Source organism: Staphylococcus sp. GDY8P54P, from assembly GCF_017892645.1.
Lineage (GTDB): Bacteria > Bacillota > Bacilli > Staphylococcales > Staphylococcaceae > Staphylococcus > Staphylococcus ureilyticus.
Map to the genome: position 1 here is coordinate 106,619 of NZ_JAESLN010000010.1, position 15,273 is coordinate 121,891.

Sequence of the window (15,273 nt, forward strand, 5' to 3'; positions counted from 1 at the left end):
ATAAAAATTTTTTCTAACTTTTTGTAAGTCGATTTATCTTAATTATTTTTTTCTTAGCGCACTAATAATAAGTGAAGTGATAAATATAAATACAATTGACCCAATCAATGCAGGGAAAATTGGTACGCCGCCCCATACTGGGCCCCAAGTACCAAGCAATCTACTACCAATCGCAGAACCAATTAGACCAGCAACAATATTACCAATGATACCTCCTGGAATATCTTTACCTACGATAGCACCTGCAATCCAGCCGATAAGGCCACCTACAATGATCATTATTATAAAACTCATATGCATAAACTCCTTTTTATTCGTATATTTTTAAACACATGAATATTACGATAATCAACATGAAAATACAATACCACAGTTACTTTATTTACGTAAATGGTAATCAATGTTTTTAAATACAAAAAGACCCCTAATAAAAGGGGCCTTATAACGGGAGTTATGAATCTTCTGCATGCCCAAGGGCACACAGAAAACCCATCTCCTCATTTTCGCACACCCGTGGGCATGCAAAACTAATTATAAAACTACGTGACAGTAATGTAAATCTTAAATTTGTAACATGTGCTTGATTTCATCTTATAATTTTATTTTTTCATTTAATGCAATAAGGGATTATAACTATAATGATAGACAGCTATATTATAAACTTATCTATATGTATCATTGAATTTGATAACTTTCAAAACATTGATTTGATGCAGTTTTTTGTTTCAAAGCACTATACTTTTTACCTAAATATAGCGCTAGAAAGAGATTGATTTATAAAAAGATGGCTAATATCTTCAAAATCATTCCAAATCTTCTTTTCAAATAACACAAAAATATGATGTATGACTTTATTCATTATTATGTTTTTCTTTTATCATTTCAGAAGGTACTGCAAATACAAATAGTAAAATAAATAATATCAATGCTAAATGAGGAATATCTTCAAGAAAATACCATCTTAAATTCCAATCAAACATCATATTCGCATATTTAACAATATACTTACTAAACAATAAAATAACGCATATCCATACTAAAACATCTAAAATTTTAGTGATAAGTTTCATGTATAGCCCCCTTATAAGTTATAAAAAATAAACGCTATAATTACAATAAAGAGAAAATCAAAAATGATTTTCTTGATATTTTTTCCATAACGTGTGGTATCGCACCTATGATTAAACTTAGTATAATAAGTATACTAGACCCGTTAACAACATAGTCCAGAAATTTCCATTCAAAGATCAAAGCTAGAATCAATGAGGCAAATACTAAGATCAAAGCTACTATGCCAAAAGTGTTTGCTATAACTTCTATTGTCTTATATTTTTTCTTATTATTTTCATGATTCATAAAATGCCTCCCAAATGCAATAAGAACATTCATTTTAAAATACTTATGATTAGTATTTATGTTTTTTAAATTTCTATGAGTGGACTATAAAGGTAGAAAGCACTTTAGTTAAGCCTTTTAACGGTTACTTTTCTTTGAAATTTCAATACTTTTATAAAGCAAAAAACCTGCATTTAAAACAGTTATTATTGCAAAAATCACGGTAAGAAAAACATTAAGATGATTGAATGTACCAAAAGCAAATAATAATACTAAAATTATATTCATAAAATTAGCAATCATAAAACTCATATCCATATTATTTCTCAAATTTCTCACTCCTGTTGAACTAATACTTTTAGAAAAATATTTCACTCGTATTTACATAAATTTATATATTGAGTTAATTTATTAATAATGTGCTGAATTATCCAAATGTCTCTATATTTCTTTAATACACTATCTACACTTAGTAATTATCTTCTCTTTTAGCTCTTAATGCCTTAATCATGTAATAGATATTTACTGTAGTCACAATTAAAGCACCAACGCCAACTGTAATAGAATTATTGTAAAATGAATAAACAGCAAATATAAGCGCACCTACAAATATAATAAATGAAACAATTATCTCAATATTATTCCACATATAATTACCCCTTTTTGTTATAATATTATTTCAATGCTAACATACTTTTTATAAAGCATATGTTGTATCCATCAAAAAAATAAAAATTTTTAAATCATATATATGATTTAAGCAATATGATACTTAAATACATCAAAGTTATACGAATAAATAGCAACACCCCCAAAGTATTCTAGGAGTTGACATAATTTGAATAGATTAATTGATGATATGGGTTTTTGGTATGAAGGACATACACTATCTTATCCTTTGATATTTGCAGATTGCACAGTTACATATAGTATTATGGAATTAAAAGTACTTTTAGAATATTATCAAAAAGATTCATGGTGGAAAAATTATACTATTGCACTCATGGATTTCGAGTCAAAATACAATAATGCTGGGTAGTTCATTACAAATTTTTGAATCCAAATTTTAAAAATAGAGAATCAATACCTGAGGGGTGAAGAAAGTGAATAAGAGAATGGCTATACACCATACAATTAATATCATTTTAATGATAACACTCATAATTTTTAATTATACAAATATTAGTGGATTTACCACTTCATTAATATTAGCAGTACTCTTTATGGGTAATGCAATTTTATTAATACGGGCTAGTACGAAAAAAATAGAAAAAGATGGCGTTACGATAGATGATTATAACAAGAAGTAATATAACTTTATGAGAAGTGATATTATGCAATTTGGCAAATATAAAATTGATGAATTTTACCTAATCGTGATTGGCGGATTTTTAATAACATCTATTTTTGTACCATTCATGCTCATTTCAGTTGTGTTAATGGTTATTTTAGGATTAGAAAAAGAAACATAGTATATAAAAGGAGATGGGTATCATGGAATTCAATAATTGGACAGTTACAATTAATGGCAAAGGATCATATAATATAGTCAGAGACGAAGATACACTAGTTATTTTAGAAAACTATCAACACGTTGCCCTATATTTAAAATTGGAAAATGATACTATAAAAGTTAAATCACTAAGTTATGGAAATGATGTATCGTTTAATGTTGATACAAGAGAAATCATTGTAAATGTTACAAATTTATTAGATGATGACGATTAATCTAAATCATCACTATACAAACTTCAACAATAATGAAATTATAGAAAGTTCACTTAAAAAACTTAAAATACACTTATTTAAAATTAGTAATTTCTTACCCTTGAGCAAAGTTTAATGCCCTTTCCAAAAATATAAAACACACAAAAATAACCCCGTAGGTATATGCCTACGGGGTTTTCAGATACAATATCTATTATTGTTCTTCTTTAACATATCACCATTCCATAAGTTACCACCAACGCTCAAAACCCTGACATTTCAGCATTTACAAACATATTTTTTGTTTTGAAAGTCTATGAACATTCATATTATTTCGCATCTTTGCGAAATTTTTGCGAAATTTTAATTTCAAGTTAATCATTTTTCTGCCATTTCAATTTTAAACGAAATTATGTTACTAACATTAGTATACTTGCAACTATCTTTTAAACAAAAATAATCATGCTTTTTAATTGCTTTTATCAAACTGTTTTAAAGCTAAAACTTTCATTAATTTTTCAAATATTTTCTTTATACTCACAATATTAATCCTATATAAGTATTGTAAATATAATTATCCATCTTATAACTTCTCAACGCAACACAGACCTTCTCTCAGAACGTGAAATATATCACTACCTTTTATAAAATAGAGAGGTATGGAATTTACAAACTTATTATTACATTTTATTTATTACCATTTTTATATTACTAAACATAACTTCATATATATATAGATACATAAACAATATTAAAACTTGAGTTTTTTCATTAGTACATACTCTTTTTTTGAGGTCTTATTTCATTAATCACTATCTCAAATGTGTTGTTATAACTACGATTGCCCATCACAACTCTGACATTCGCTCTGTGCTGCATCGAGAAATGAATTAATGTATAGTTGTTCGTAAAATGTTCCATAATCTCCTATAATTTCCATCGAATTATAAGTATTTTATTACTTAATATCTTTAATCATAACTTTTTGTTATCACTATTTATTTTTAAATGTAGTACAATTAAGTTAATAATTTATTTTTAAGGGAGACTATTAAATGAAAAAGGTTTTATTTTTATTATTAGCAAGTTTTTTAGTTTTGACTGCATGTGGAAATAAAGAGGAAAGTAAATCAGAAGATAAGAAGGAAACGAAGTCATCTAGTGAAGAAAGTAAGAAAGATGATAAGAAGTCTGATAATAGTAAAAAAGACAATAAGAAATTAGATGAAGAAAAATCTAAAACAGATGATAAAAGTTCTGAACAAGTAGCAGATAACGAAGAAAAACAAAATCAACAAGCACAAAACGACCAATATCAAGAAGAGCAGCAACAGCAAGAACCTGTTCAATCTCAAGAACGACAACAATATCAAGAACCACAAACGCAAGAAGAAGTTATAGATAATCCAGCAAGAGATCAAGTAATTAACGAAGGTATTGATATGGATAATCCTACAGATGAAGAAATTGAACGTATGAGAGAGTTAAGCAAAGATTCACCACATGGACTACAAAACTCTCCGTCTTAAATTTTATTCTATGGGTAGTTATCCTTGCCCTATATATTTTATCTTTAAGGAACTAAACAACTTATAAAATTTGTTAAAGTAATGTTTAAGATGACACACTATGGATATATAACAAATACCACTACTTAACTACCTTTATATTGATTTATGAGTATATCTCTGAGACCTGCACTGTACTTAGTGCAGGTTATTTTATGTCTACAATATCCATCAAGCTAATTTTTCTTAACTCATCTTCTACATGGATGTATAAGCATTGCTCTAAGTCACCCACTTTGTGAATGATACCCTCTACATTTTCAATGTAACCATCTTTATAATAGCTGACTGTAAGTGATGGATCATGAAACATCTTATATACTAATGTATCATTTAACTCGTTTAATTGATCTTCACTTAATATAGGTCTCTCAATTTTATTTTGGTCTAGTATGTATTGCTCTAACCTCTCATACTGTTCAGGCATAGTCTTGAATGGTTGCCATTTAACCATGCCACGTCCTTGTGGTATGCGTGGATTAAGATATTCACGTGGTATTTTACGATAGTCTGTTTCATTTTTATATTTATCTGGCATCATAGTATCACCTCAATAAATATAATAGAACATATGTTCGTTATTGTAAATAAAAAAAAGCCAGACTAGACTGTCTGCCTTGTAAATTAAGAGTTATGATGCTACTAAAAAACTGATAAATATATTTTAACATGACATTGAAATATCAAGCAAATTACCACCTGTAACATACTTTGACAATTGGTATGAGAAATTTAATAATTATAAAATAATATATATAGCTGTATGTAAGTTTACTAAAGCATTAAATATTAGAATAAGCCTATTTTATACTCACTCTAATGTGATTAAAAAATTTAGTTGTATTAATAACCAAATAAAAAGACGACTTTAAAAGTCGTCTAGTGTGTATTCGTTAGAAAGTGATAAGTGATTCCATTACCTATTATATACAATTTTAGTTATATTGCAAATATTCAATCATTTTAACTATTAACTTGTCTAACATCTGCTTAACTCTCTGCTCGCCTACTTCGAATATACGAGCCATATCTTTGTAAGTTTTCCCCTCTACCATCAGTAAAAACAAATTAAACTCTTTGAATGTTCCTACCGTTTCGGCGGCCAATTCTAGCTCGTTTAAAAATATCGCATCTTCTGTATTCATTTGATCTATACGCTTATGGCCAACTTCAGCACCTAACTCAAAGAAATCATCTGTTTCAATGGGTTTATCTTCATAATCATCGTTAATATGCTCGTGACAACTCAATATAAACTGTTTAATCGTCTTTTTATCATACATAGCCGATTTCACTCGCCAATCGATCTAATATAGACGTTCTAGCACGCAACAATGCCCTTTGTTTAATGCCGATGATGTCGCAAATAACGTCATCTGATAAGTTTTCCTTGTCCCACCACGTCAACTTGATAACTTGTTGCTTTAATAAAGAAGAATTATTATATACAGCAGTTATACCTTTAACCACATCACATATATTTCGGTACTGAAGGTCATTGACGTTATGAGGTCTGTTGATGTACCAGTCACAAAGTCTGTGATAGTTCAACATATACTTGGATAACATTTTATAGTTCACATCTTGATACTCAATAATCATATGGCAAGCACCTCACGTTCATTTTGCAGGCTTTTACGTTTTGTTTCGATATAGTCATTATAAATCACTTTATTGGCTTGTATATGCTTCTCACGGCGTTGTGAACGGTTTTTATGATGGACTTGATATAAATCTTTTTGCAGTTTCTCAATCGTTTTGTGTGGCTTATATGAGCCATTTGACTGCATGTATCGAATGATATCCTTTTGTTCATGCGAAGGATAGTGTTTGATTAGCTTTTTAACCAAATTTAGTCGTTTATTTGATTGTTTTTTATATCTATCCAGCTCGTCTTTTTTCTCAACAATCCAACATACTAACTTTTCTAAAGGATATGAAGTTGTGACTACACCCATCACATCATCACATGTCATGTGCGACGTATTAAGGCTATACATACATTCGATTTGTTCTTCAATGGTTTGTATTTTACGATTAATAAACACGGGATTATAAGCAGTTAATAGCTCGTATTCGGTTATCTTTTCTGCAGGATAATATCTTAATACTTGCTTATATGATTTTAGAAGCATTGTATAACCTCATTTCTTTAATTATTAGCTCTCATTACTGTTGAAGGGCTAACACCAGCCATCTCAGCGATTTGTTTGTTTTCGTAAACTGGTGCTTTATTAACTTTTGGTTCAGGTGAACTAAAAGTTAAGTCATTCCGTTTTCCTTGATTTGCTTTAGCACGCTCTTGTAAATCGTCAATTAAATCTTTAGCATTTAGCATTACATTTAACCTTTGGTTAGTTGTTTCAACAGCATTTTCATAAATGTATTTTGCTCTCCCATAAGTACGACCACTTCCAAAACCAACTTTTTTTCCAACAATCTCTCGTGTTTCACCTTTTTTAGCGTACGGTCCCGGGACCGTACCCTTCTTGTTGGTCGCCATCCTTTCTTTTGCTTTCTTCGCCTCTATTCTTTCTAGCTGTTGTGCATAATCCATTTACTTTTCCAACACATTAATCATCATTACCTATGCCAAACTCTTCATATACTGATTTAGGCTTCTTACCTATCACAAAATCACCTACAGGATCATACTCATTTTTTGTCTTAGGTTCCATAATCTTGAGACGTGCCTCAACAGTTAAGCCTAATTTGGGACAAATGGCGTTCATTGTATTCACGCTATCCCTTTGTATTGTGTAATGAGGTGAGAGCTTACTTCCACGCTCAGTCACAACCACCATACCTTTTTCTTGAATTTTGAGTGTGGCATTTTTGTAGTTACTATATGTTTGGCAATAAGTAGCAAGCAGACCTTTGTCTAAATCTTTTATAGGTAATTCATTAATGAGTGGAAGCACTCTATACCATTCTTGAATAGCATCATCGTCTAAAAAATCGGGTGGTTCTTTTGATAAAGGTGTAAGCTCATTCATAGCTTTCTCAGTCGCATTTCTTTGTTCTTGTACATCTTTGGTACGATAAGCTTTTTGTTGTGATAATAGTTTTCTCTGTGACATTTATATCATCTCCTATAAATATTATGTATTGAAATTTATTTCTCTAATTGCTTACGTGCAATTGATTCAGAACGTTGTGATTGTTCAAGTTGTGATTGGAGTTGGGCGTTTTGTTCGTCGCGTTGTTTGAGTTGGCGTTTAAATTCTTCACGTTCCTTATTAGTCATTTCGTAAGGTGTTTTCATTTCACCAGTAGAAGTTTCGTGTTTTTCGTCTCTCGTTTCCTCTGGTAAAGACACTATTTGAGTTAAAGCTCTAATACCTAATTGGTGCACATGTGCACTATCTATATTTAACTCACTAGAAATTTTCATAGACCTTTTAGCAAAAGTGTGGTCAATACCAATTTCGTCTAACCATTTTCCAAACTCTCCATATTGCAAATTATTTTCTTTCACATGTTTTAATCTTCGACCAACCTCGAAAATAGATTGACCATATTGGTTTTAAAAACTTTACTAATTCATCGATAATCGCTACTGAGAAAAGCCCTATATTGCGTTGAGAACATGATTATCTTGATAATAGGGCGTTATGTACTTAAATTTAATCTATATCGCCTGTATATATTGTGAAAAATTACACAATTTTACCTTTTAATATCAAGATGCGGTTACAGATAAGATGGGCTCGTTTAATTCATTTTTAAAAAGGCTGGGCGCAAATTCAACGCCTCCCTTTAAATTTAGAAATTGTTTTTTCAAATTTCATTTTCTTTTTTTATAATCTCCAGTATTATTTTCACTGCCCGATTAAAATATCTATCCCATTAAAATTATTCATACCATTTAATTTACACTTGCTTTATTTAAGTATATTTATAACTAAAAATTTCGCTCTTAATCAGCTTTTTCATTCACTTTTAATCTATCTATTTAAGCAGCTTTCACACACTATTTAACAGCTTGTAACACTTAATATATAATCATCTATACATGCGCTGTATCATTCTCTAAATGGCTACAAACACCATTGTATATAAGCAAACCATTCACGCTTAGTCATAACGATTAGTAACTCGTTTGTGCTTCTCATATTGTTGTTACTTATCATCTAATCACAATAATTATTATTTAAATTTTTTATTTGAAATCAGAATCTTAATTTAGTTTTCGATTTACTTTTTAAATTTATTCTCACAAACATTTTGTAATTCAAATCTCAATTTACTTTTATCTTTAACATTTCCTTTTTGATTTGATGAATGAACTTCACAATTGAAACAACAATAGAAATCATTTATATTCTGAACACAATCAACAATGAAACTAAACAGAAAATCATTAACAAACAATTAATGTTAGTTAAATAAGAACAAATGATTTAAGTTAATTGATTGAATCATTTTAAATTATAATTTGTTTCTTCTCTTTATTATCAATGAACAATCACAACAAACAAATGAAACTCTTTGCACAATGAGTTTGATTACTTAATGTAATGACCTTATAAACTCTGTGTTCAATAGTCTGACCTTTAATGTAGGTAGCTTAATCACTGCGTACTTTATTGTGCAGTCCTCTAAACTATCCACCTTAATAAGCAGTGTGCTTTAATACACAGTGTCTTTAATGCTTGGGCACTTTATAACAGATGGCGCTTTATTATCTATGCTCATTGTTTGCCTGCACCTTTAATACTTGGGTCTTATAACTGCATGTGCTTTTATATACTATGTTGAAGTATCTGCTACACATTGAATGCGTTCCACATATATCATTGTGATTACTTTCACATATATACTTTAAGAAAAGACCACCACCAATTAATAGTGATGGCCTAAACCAACGTACAGAAGAACTAGGAACTAATGAAAATAACAAGGAGTTAAATGCCCAATGGCTAATTTAGACTTTAATACTGAGCGCTCAACATTAAAGATTTAGTATATCTTTAATATCTATATTATACCATGAACGCCGTCATAATGCTACTTTATATTATCTAGTATTAATAGAAATTGCTTTTATTTTACCAATCTTTTCAATGAGCTTATTCATCGATGTCACTTCATCTGTATAGATTTGTACACTCTTAACTTTGTTATGCTGCACTAACTTTATAAATTCTTGCATAATTGGTTTGTCATCCACTTCTATAGACAGTCCATACAGTCCTTTATTAACTACCACTGTTAAATTGCCGCGATGTATCGATGCTAGGATATTACTATCCTTATTGTTGTCTAACATCACACATAGCTTGTCATTGTCTTTTAATGCTTGAAATACATTGTTATCTAACTCATATGGTTTAAATGTCTGATAGTTAGGATCTACTGTTTTGGTCGTTCCCATTTCTACAGGTTTATCTGTCGTAAGTGCTTGTACTGTAATTCGATTCTTTTGCTTATTATATTTAACGTTATTATCTGATTGTTTGATTGTTGTTAGCATATACTCACATCCTTACCATTGTTTCTTGCCATAATGATATTTTTGGAACTCATCACGAGAAACGGCATCTAATGCTTGTTCGACTCTCCATGCATAACCACGTGGCGTTGTTTGTTCATCGTATTTATCACCATCACCTAATTTAATTTCGTGGGCTAACATTTGGCCTTTATACTGGTTGTGAATGTTACCAGGATTATTTTTCTCTTGCTTAACATAACGTTCACGAGATATACGACGACCAGCCTCATTTTTATTCTCAATCATTTTACGATACACTTTTACAACATCTTGCAGTTTATCCTGCATCTCTTTCGCTAGTTTTTGATGTTCATCCTTAAATCCTGTCATTTCTTTGTTGTATGCCTTGTAGAACTGCTCAAATTCTTCTTCAGTTACTTTATAATCTGATGAGTTAAGTTGTTCGTCGACTTCGATTAATTCTTGTTCTAAATCTGATTGTAGACTTTTTAATTTTGTTGCTTCTGCAAATTCATCATTATTTTGGTAATGTGTAATTTTACTATTAAGCTGTTTAATACGATTTGTTAGCTGATGGTATTTCTGTTTAATCTCTTTTGCCTTAACACCCTTATCATAGATTTGATTATCAAAGATATTGATTGTATTGTCTTGTACTGTTTTTACCATAATTAAATGCCTTCTTTCGTTTTTGATTTATTATTCGCTTTATTGCACTAAAGTCTTTCTTATTTCTAGCATATTGCCTTACCAGTGAATCAATATACCTAACAGATACATTGTTCACATGGGTTGGTAAACGAGCTAGAATCTGATGTGCTATCCGTTTGTGATTCATGGAAACACTCCCTTAACTTATTTTCTGTGTATTACCTTTAATATGGTGGGTCGGCATAACATAGTGACTATTTCTATCAATTTCTAACATACGTTTACCATCTCTGTATTTCTGCCAATATTTAGCATCTGCAGTGAGTTTATTAATTTCATCTAGTAAATAATTAATCGCTAAATGATCACCACGTAAATATATTGTCATATGCCCTACACTGTTATAATTGAGTTTCAAATTATATCCTCTTAACCACAAGAAGATTGATTCAGTATTTAACCTTGATTGCAGGGTTGCCTGTCCTAAACTCGACAAACACCAATCACATGTTATAAAGTCTATTTCTAAATACTGATACTTGCCCTGTGTTTTATAGATGTGACAAATAGGTTTGTTAGCAATTTCTAAATTCTTAATATCGTTAATATTGAGTTTCTTATTATTTAATTTGAATGGATCAGTTGGTATTGAATGCATTAACACAGTTTATGAGTCCTCCTGTTTTGAAATATGTTTAATAAGTTAATTCTATAATCACACGGTGTGTATTGTTTTTAGTTACTAATGTTCCATATCTGTTACCACTGTTATATAGGTATCTCATTTTCTTATTCTCCTTTTTGTCCGTTACTTATTTTATTTCGTTACCAAAAACGCCAGTTCATTACCACCATTACCAGTTCATTACCACCTGTTTTACCTACTCCCACAACAGTTATAGCAGTTTACTGGTAATGAAAGAATGAAAATAGAGAAAAAACTTCTTATATATTAATGTCCTACTTTTTAGTTATTTTATATATTAACTTCTTAAAAAATGAAATTCCATTACCACTTTTGTCTGCAAACCTTGTCATACCTATACTTAAGAGGTGGTAACGAATAATAATATTTCATTCACAGTAGTTCGTAAAAAAGTGGTTGAATCTACTGTAAACGTCGTAATATCAACATTTATTAGGTGTGAACGAAATTTCTATTTATACATCATTTCATTCACACTTTCATTCACAATACTTTAAATTTAGTATTTATATATGATTGTTTTTGTTCCCCATGTGGTAAAAGTACAGGGTCAAAATGTCCTACTTTTGCTTGTAAATCATTCACTGAATAATATCTAGGTTTATCAACCTTCCAATTTTTATCAAGATAACGTTCAAAACTTTTACAGAATTTCCTTTCAGAAAGTGGTCTATAACCACTACGTTCACAGAAAACTTTATACTTATAATAGACAACTGTTTTAGGTACTTTATCAATTTTCCATTTATCAAACTCTGTGATTTTAAAATCATATACTGGGTCGTTATCTTGAACATATTCTTCTAACAATTTAGCTGATGCTCTAGGAACAATAAACTTATTGAAATTTAAATTTATAGCTTTGTGAAGTACATATTCGAGTACCTTTTTATCAGTAAGGTATTTTTCTTTGATATCTGGATTTTCTTTTGCACCGTTAAAATCTGCGTTAAATGGTACTATTAAAAGCCGTCTGTTTGTCCCACCTGTTTTATTTTTAAATCTAGGCATACCATTAGTTGATTGAATCACAGTAGTTCTGAAAACAGTTCGATATGGTTGTTTGTTTTTTATATTCACAAGCACAGGATCACCTGTAACTACACTGTTAAAGTTCGAACTATCCTCAATATTCACACCTACGGGAACATCATCACCAATCACAAGTGTTTTACCTTCTAGCACTCCTAATTTAAACTCTTGGACAAATTCATTAACTTTAAGACTTGCCACATTATCAAAACCGATTAAGTTAGTAAGCAACGTTTGGAAAGTGCCTTTAGCATTGTTACCATCACCAACTAGGAATATCGCTTTTTTACGTGTATAGTTTCCGTTTAACGAATCATTAATAACTTGCCATAATAATGTGAATACTTCTCTATCACCACATGCCACTTCATCTAACCAGTTATCAAAACTCCAGCCATTAATTACTGGTGCTTTAGGATTATCAAAATAATTCGTTGAAATCTTAGTAGTAAACACATAGTTAGGTGTAAAAGATTCCAATTTCATAGTTTCTCTATTAAACACACCATTATTAACTGGTATTAAATGTGGTTCATTTGTTTTGTCTACCACGTCTACCATATTAGTTAAATGATAGATGACTTCTAATGCTTTTTTTTCATTGTGTCTAGGTTCTAACCAAGAAATAATACGTTTAATAATTGCAGTATTTTGTGTGTAGATACCTTTTTCACTTTGATACATTGCTAATTTTGTATTTTCTTCTAAATCGAATATCACAAATTTCATTACATCGTTAAGCAATACAGCACATCTATTTGTGCCAATTGTTTGTGGTGGTCTACCTGATGCTTCACCATTTTCTTTCGCTTTCTCAAATTCAGCCTTCATAAACGCTAATTCTTCTTTACGAATCAATGATATTGTATATCGAAGTGATTGCCCTGTACCTCTTGAGTTAGGCTCATATATCGTTTCTTGATTTGCAATTGCAGTATCCAATTCGTTATTTCCCCAAGTTGAATTGCCACGCTTTTCGTACCATTTATCAGTAATATTATTGTATGTTAAAAATATACTTTCCATTTGTGACTTATCTCTACCAGTGTAAAAAGCTAATACTCTTAATAGACTTTGTACTGCTTCACTCGGGCTATCAAACATACCTTCGTACTCACCAGCAAGTAGTTTTTTGTATTTACTTTTCTTCATCATCATTTTAACGATTTCATCATCTGTAAAAATACTACTACCAGTTTTAGCTATTTTTATATTTTGCTTTTTAGGTTCTGATTTAAAATATCTTTCAACAATATTATTAATAGTTTCTTGGTCATCGCTAATTTCTGAAACTCCAATAGTGTAACCTGTGAATGTCATAAATCTACTAGTGTTGTATAATTCTATATCTAAATCAGTACGTTTACTTTTTCTATTTTCTGGTAAAGTACCTTTAAAAAAGCAATGCAACCCTGTGCCACTCGGACTTAATTCACAGTATGTGAGTTCTGTCATTTCAAATCCTAAATCTGTTTGTAATTGATGTGTATTGATATCTACAGCATTATCTATATCAAGACAAATATAATTGCTCTCTTTGCTTAATATAAAGCCTATACCATCATATTTATTGCTACTATCATATAGTGAATGAACATCGTGGAAATTACTCCACGTATCATTGTTTGTTGAGCTAGCTTTCACGCCATTCACTTGATAGGGTACTTTTTTGTATTCTTGACGGCTTTCATCCCATTCGGCACGCCATAAGACCCATTGGTTTAATTGTTTAAGCTCATGAGGTATTTCCAGTTCATTCACATCTAGTATTGAATCTTTGGTTTTTATAGCCATCAAATCCCCCTCTTATTGTTTTTGTAGAAACATACCGTTATTTTTGCTATAATTGAAATACATAAAGTTTCTTTAACATTCATTTCTTACGCGTTATCTTCGCTTTGGTCGGCAGTAGATAATGCGTTTTTTTCTTGCTCTAATATTTCATCAAGTTTCTCATTTGCTTCTGCTTCTGTTTTTTCTGCTGCATCATGCATTGCCCATATTAAATTGGCAACTTCGCTTAATTCGCTATATTCTTTACTATCTTTATCAGTGATTAAATCCATTTTTCTTACAATTAAATCTATTGACGCTCTAAATGCTTTAGCCTTAGCACCGTAATGAGCTAATTCTACTAATACTTTACCTTTAGTTACTTTTTCTTCTCTGACCATCTTAAAACTCTCCTTCTATACCATAATGTTTGTCAAACGCAATTTCTTTTGTTTCAAATTTAGAAGATTTTTCATCAAACTTATTAGCTTCATCTTCTAAATCTTTAGATATTATTTCTCGTAATTCTATTAATTTTGTAATTGCTTCAGCATCTTCATTAGTACAATTAGTTTTAATAAATAAATCAATTGCTTGAACCATTTCTTTATGTGTTTCAAATCTTCCGTATTGATATTTCACTTCTGCAAAAGTCATGCAAAAATCTTTTAGTGGGCTTGTATTTTTCATATTATTTTTCCTCCAATAATTGTTTTCTAATTTTTCTATCATTAAACCATTCTGTTATTGCCCATGATGTAATAGCTAGTGGACTATATAAAGCCATACTATTAAAAATATCCTCCGTTACATAACCTACTGCAAATGAAGTCAATGAGCTTGCTGTGATAAGTGTTGCAAATAATTTCATGATTTCACCTTCTTTAAACTTTTTAAATCTTTGATAAATTAAGATAATCTGCTAATTCCTTGTAGGTTAACCAATAGCGTTCTGATGCCAATTCCTCTACACGTTCATCAATTGCTTGTTGTAGCATGTCACGTGCTTCATCTTCATCAATGCCGATATTAAACATGTGTTA

The 15,273-nt window shown here is 30.3% G+C and carries 25 protein-coding genes and 1 pseudogene; 5 read left to right on the forward strand and 21 right to left on the reverse strand.

Annotated elements, in window-relative coordinates; all coding sequences use genetic code 11:
- Positions 1-42: 42 nt before the first annotated feature.
- The 5 genes from KA883_RS06330 to KA883_RS06350 form a co-directional block, all read right to left on the reverse strand.
- The gene (locus KA883_RS06330) at positions 43-294 is read right to left on the reverse strand and encodes a GlsB/YeaQ/YmgE family stress response membrane protein (protein ID WP_046207079.1); all 252 of its coding nucleotides are present in this window, start codon (positions 292-294) and stop codon (positions 43-45) included.
- 557 nt (positions 295-851) lie between these two features.
- Positions 852-1,070, reverse strand: a complete 219-nt coding sequence (gene elxI1 / locus KA883_RS06335) for an epilancin biosynthesis-related protein ElxI1 (protein ID WP_046207080.1) — start codon at positions 1,068-1,070, stop codon at positions 852-854.
- Between the two features lie 40 nt (positions 1,071-1,110).
- Positions 1,111-1,356, reverse strand: a complete 246-nt coding sequence (locus KA883_RS06340) for a hypothetical protein (RefSeq protein ID WP_046207081.1) — start codon at positions 1,354-1,356, stop codon at positions 1,111-1,113.
- A 117-nt stretch (positions 1,357-1,473) separates the two neighbouring features.
- Positions 1,474-1,665, reverse strand: coding sequence for a hypothetical protein (locus tag KA883_RS06345; protein ID WP_052722062.1), 192 nt, complete (start codon positions 1,663-1,665; stop codon positions 1,474-1,476).
- A gap of 139 nt (positions 1,666-1,804) precedes the next feature.
- Positions 1,805-1,984 (reverse strand): hypothetical protein, encoded by a 180-nt coding sequence (locus KA883_RS06350; protein ID WP_046207082.1) that lies wholly within the window; start codon positions 1,982-1,984, stop codon positions 1,805-1,807.
- A gap of 189 nt (positions 1,985-2,173) precedes the next feature.
- Here KA883_RS06350 and KA883_RS06355 point away from each other — a divergent pair, with 189 nt between their 5' ends.
- The 5 genes from KA883_RS06355 (at position 2,174) to KA883_RS13585 (ending at position 4,571) form a co-directional block, all read left to right on the forward strand.
- Entirely contained in the window at positions 2,174-2,374 is a 201-nt protein-coding gene (locus KA883_RS06355; RefSeq protein WP_046207083.1) for a hypothetical protein, read from the forward strand.
- A gap of 64 nt (positions 2,375-2,438) precedes the next feature.
- Entirely contained in the window at positions 2,439-2,645 is a 207-nt protein-coding gene (locus KA883_RS06360) for a hypothetical protein (protein ID WP_046207084.1), read from the forward strand.
- Between the two features lie 24 nt (positions 2,646-2,669).
- The gene (locus KA883_RS06365; protein ID WP_176745325.1) at positions 2,670-2,807 is read left to right on the forward strand and encodes a hypothetical protein; all 138 of its coding nucleotides are present in this window, start codon (positions 2,670-2,672) and stop codon (positions 2,805-2,807) included.
- 22 nt (positions 2,808-2,829) lie between these two features.
- The gene (locus KA883_RS06370; protein ID WP_046207085.1) at positions 2,830-3,063 is read left to right on the forward strand and encodes a hypothetical protein; all 234 of its coding nucleotides are present in this window, start codon (positions 2,830-2,832) and stop codon (positions 3,061-3,063) included.
- Positions 3,064-4,097: 1,034 nt separating this feature from the next.
- The gene (locus KA883_RS13585; RefSeq protein WP_233432646.1) at positions 4,098-4,571 is read left to right on the forward strand and encodes a midas domain-containing protein; all 474 of its coding nucleotides are present in this window, start codon (positions 4,098-4,100) and stop codon (positions 4,569-4,571) included.
- A 187-nt stretch (positions 4,572-4,758) separates the two neighbouring features.
- Here the strand turns inward: KA883_RS13585 and KA883_RS06380 are convergent, their stop codons facing one another.
- From KA883_RS06380 to KA883_RS06455, 16 genes and pseudogenes are all read right to left on the reverse strand, one after another.
- Positions 4,759-5,151, reverse strand: a complete 393-nt coding sequence (locus KA883_RS06380; RefSeq protein WP_064209740.1) for a YolD-like family protein — start codon at positions 5,149-5,151, stop codon at positions 4,759-4,761.
- A 394-nt stretch (positions 5,152-5,545) separates the two neighbouring features.
- The gene (locus tag KA883_RS06385; RefSeq protein ID WP_210139913.1) at positions 5,546-5,893 is read right to left on the reverse strand and encodes a hypothetical protein; all 348 of its coding nucleotides are present in this window, start codon (positions 5,891-5,893) and stop codon (positions 5,546-5,548) included.
- Positions 5,886-6,212: a hypothetical protein gene (locus KA883_RS06390; protein WP_210139914.1), complete on the reverse strand. Its 327-nt coding sequence runs from the start codon at positions 6,210-6,212 to the stop codon at positions 5,886-5,888. Before KA883_RS06390 ends, KA883_RS06385 begins: the two co-directional genes overlap by 8 nt.
- Positions 6,209-6,745, reverse strand: a complete 537-nt coding sequence (locus tag KA883_RS06395; protein ID WP_192945211.1) for a spore coat protein — start codon at positions 6,743-6,745, stop codon at positions 6,209-6,211. Before KA883_RS06395 ends, KA883_RS06390 begins: the two co-directional genes overlap by 4 nt.
- Before the next feature lie 17 nt (positions 6,746-6,762).
- A complete protein-coding gene (locus tag KA883_RS06400; RefSeq protein ID WP_192945212.1) occupies positions 6,763-7,167 on the reverse strand; it encodes a hypothetical protein in 405 nt (134 codons plus the stop codon).
- Positions 7,168-7,183: 16 nt separating this feature from the next.
- Entirely contained in the window at positions 7,184-7,690 is a 507-nt protein-coding gene (locus tag KA883_RS06405; protein ID WP_210139915.1) for a phage terminase small subunit P27 family, read from the reverse strand.
- Positions 7,691-7,725: 35 nt separating this feature from the next.
- The gene (locus KA883_RS06410; RefSeq protein WP_481906483.1) at positions 7,726-8,088 is read right to left on the reverse strand and encodes a pathogenicity island protein; all 363 of its coding nucleotides are present in this window, start codon (positions 8,086-8,088) and stop codon (positions 7,726-7,728) included.
- Positions 8,089-9,630: 1,542 nt separating this feature from the next.
- Positions 9,631-10,086, reverse strand: coding sequence for a hypothetical protein (locus KA883_RS06415; protein ID WP_040030199.1), 456 nt, complete (start codon positions 10,084-10,086; stop codon positions 9,631-9,633).
- A gap of 12 nt (positions 10,087-10,098) precedes the next feature.
- A complete protein-coding gene (locus tag KA883_RS06420; RefSeq protein ID WP_210139916.1) occupies positions 10,099-10,737 on the reverse strand; it encodes an HAD family hydrolase in 639 nt (212 codons plus the stop codon).
- Positions 10,697-10,906 (reverse strand): hypothetical protein, encoded by a 210-nt coding sequence (locus KA883_RS06425; RefSeq protein WP_019469467.1) that lies wholly within the window; start codon positions 10,904-10,906, stop codon positions 10,697-10,699. Before KA883_RS06425 ends, KA883_RS06420 begins: the two co-directional genes overlap by 41 nt.
- A gap of 12 nt (positions 10,907-10,918) precedes the next feature.
- Positions 10,919-11,377, reverse strand: coding sequence for a hypothetical protein (locus KA883_RS06430; RefSeq protein WP_245337599.1), 459 nt, complete (start codon positions 11,375-11,377; stop codon positions 10,919-10,921).
- Positions 11,378-11,908: 531 nt separating this feature from the next.
- Complete coding sequence (locus KA883_RS06435) at positions 11,909-14,251, reverse strand: phage/plasmid primase, P4 family (protein ID WP_210139918.1); 2,343 nt, start codon at positions 14,249-14,251, stop codon at positions 11,909-11,911.
- 86 nt (positions 14,252-14,337) lie between these two features.
- A complete protein-coding gene (locus KA883_RS06440; protein ID WP_204180364.1) occupies positions 14,338-14,631 on the reverse strand; it encodes a hypothetical protein in 294 nt (97 codons plus the stop codon).
- Between the two features lies 1 nt (position 14,632).
- Positions 14,633-14,920: a hypothetical protein gene (locus KA883_RS06445; protein ID WP_204180363.1), complete on the reverse strand. Its 288-nt coding sequence runs from the start codon at positions 14,918-14,920 to the stop codon at positions 14,633-14,635.
- Position 14,921: 1 nt separating this feature from the next.
- Positions 14,922-15,101 (reverse strand): hypothetical protein, encoded by a 180-nt coding sequence (locus KA883_RS06450; RefSeq protein ID WP_204180362.1) that lies wholly within the window; start codon positions 15,099-15,101, stop codon positions 14,922-14,924.
- Between the two features lie 28 nt (positions 15,102-15,129).
- Positions 15,130-15,267 (reverse strand): annotated as a pseudogene (locus KA883_RS06455) (excisionase); the annotation flags it as partial.
- Positions 15,268-15,273: the final 6 nt, after the last annotated feature.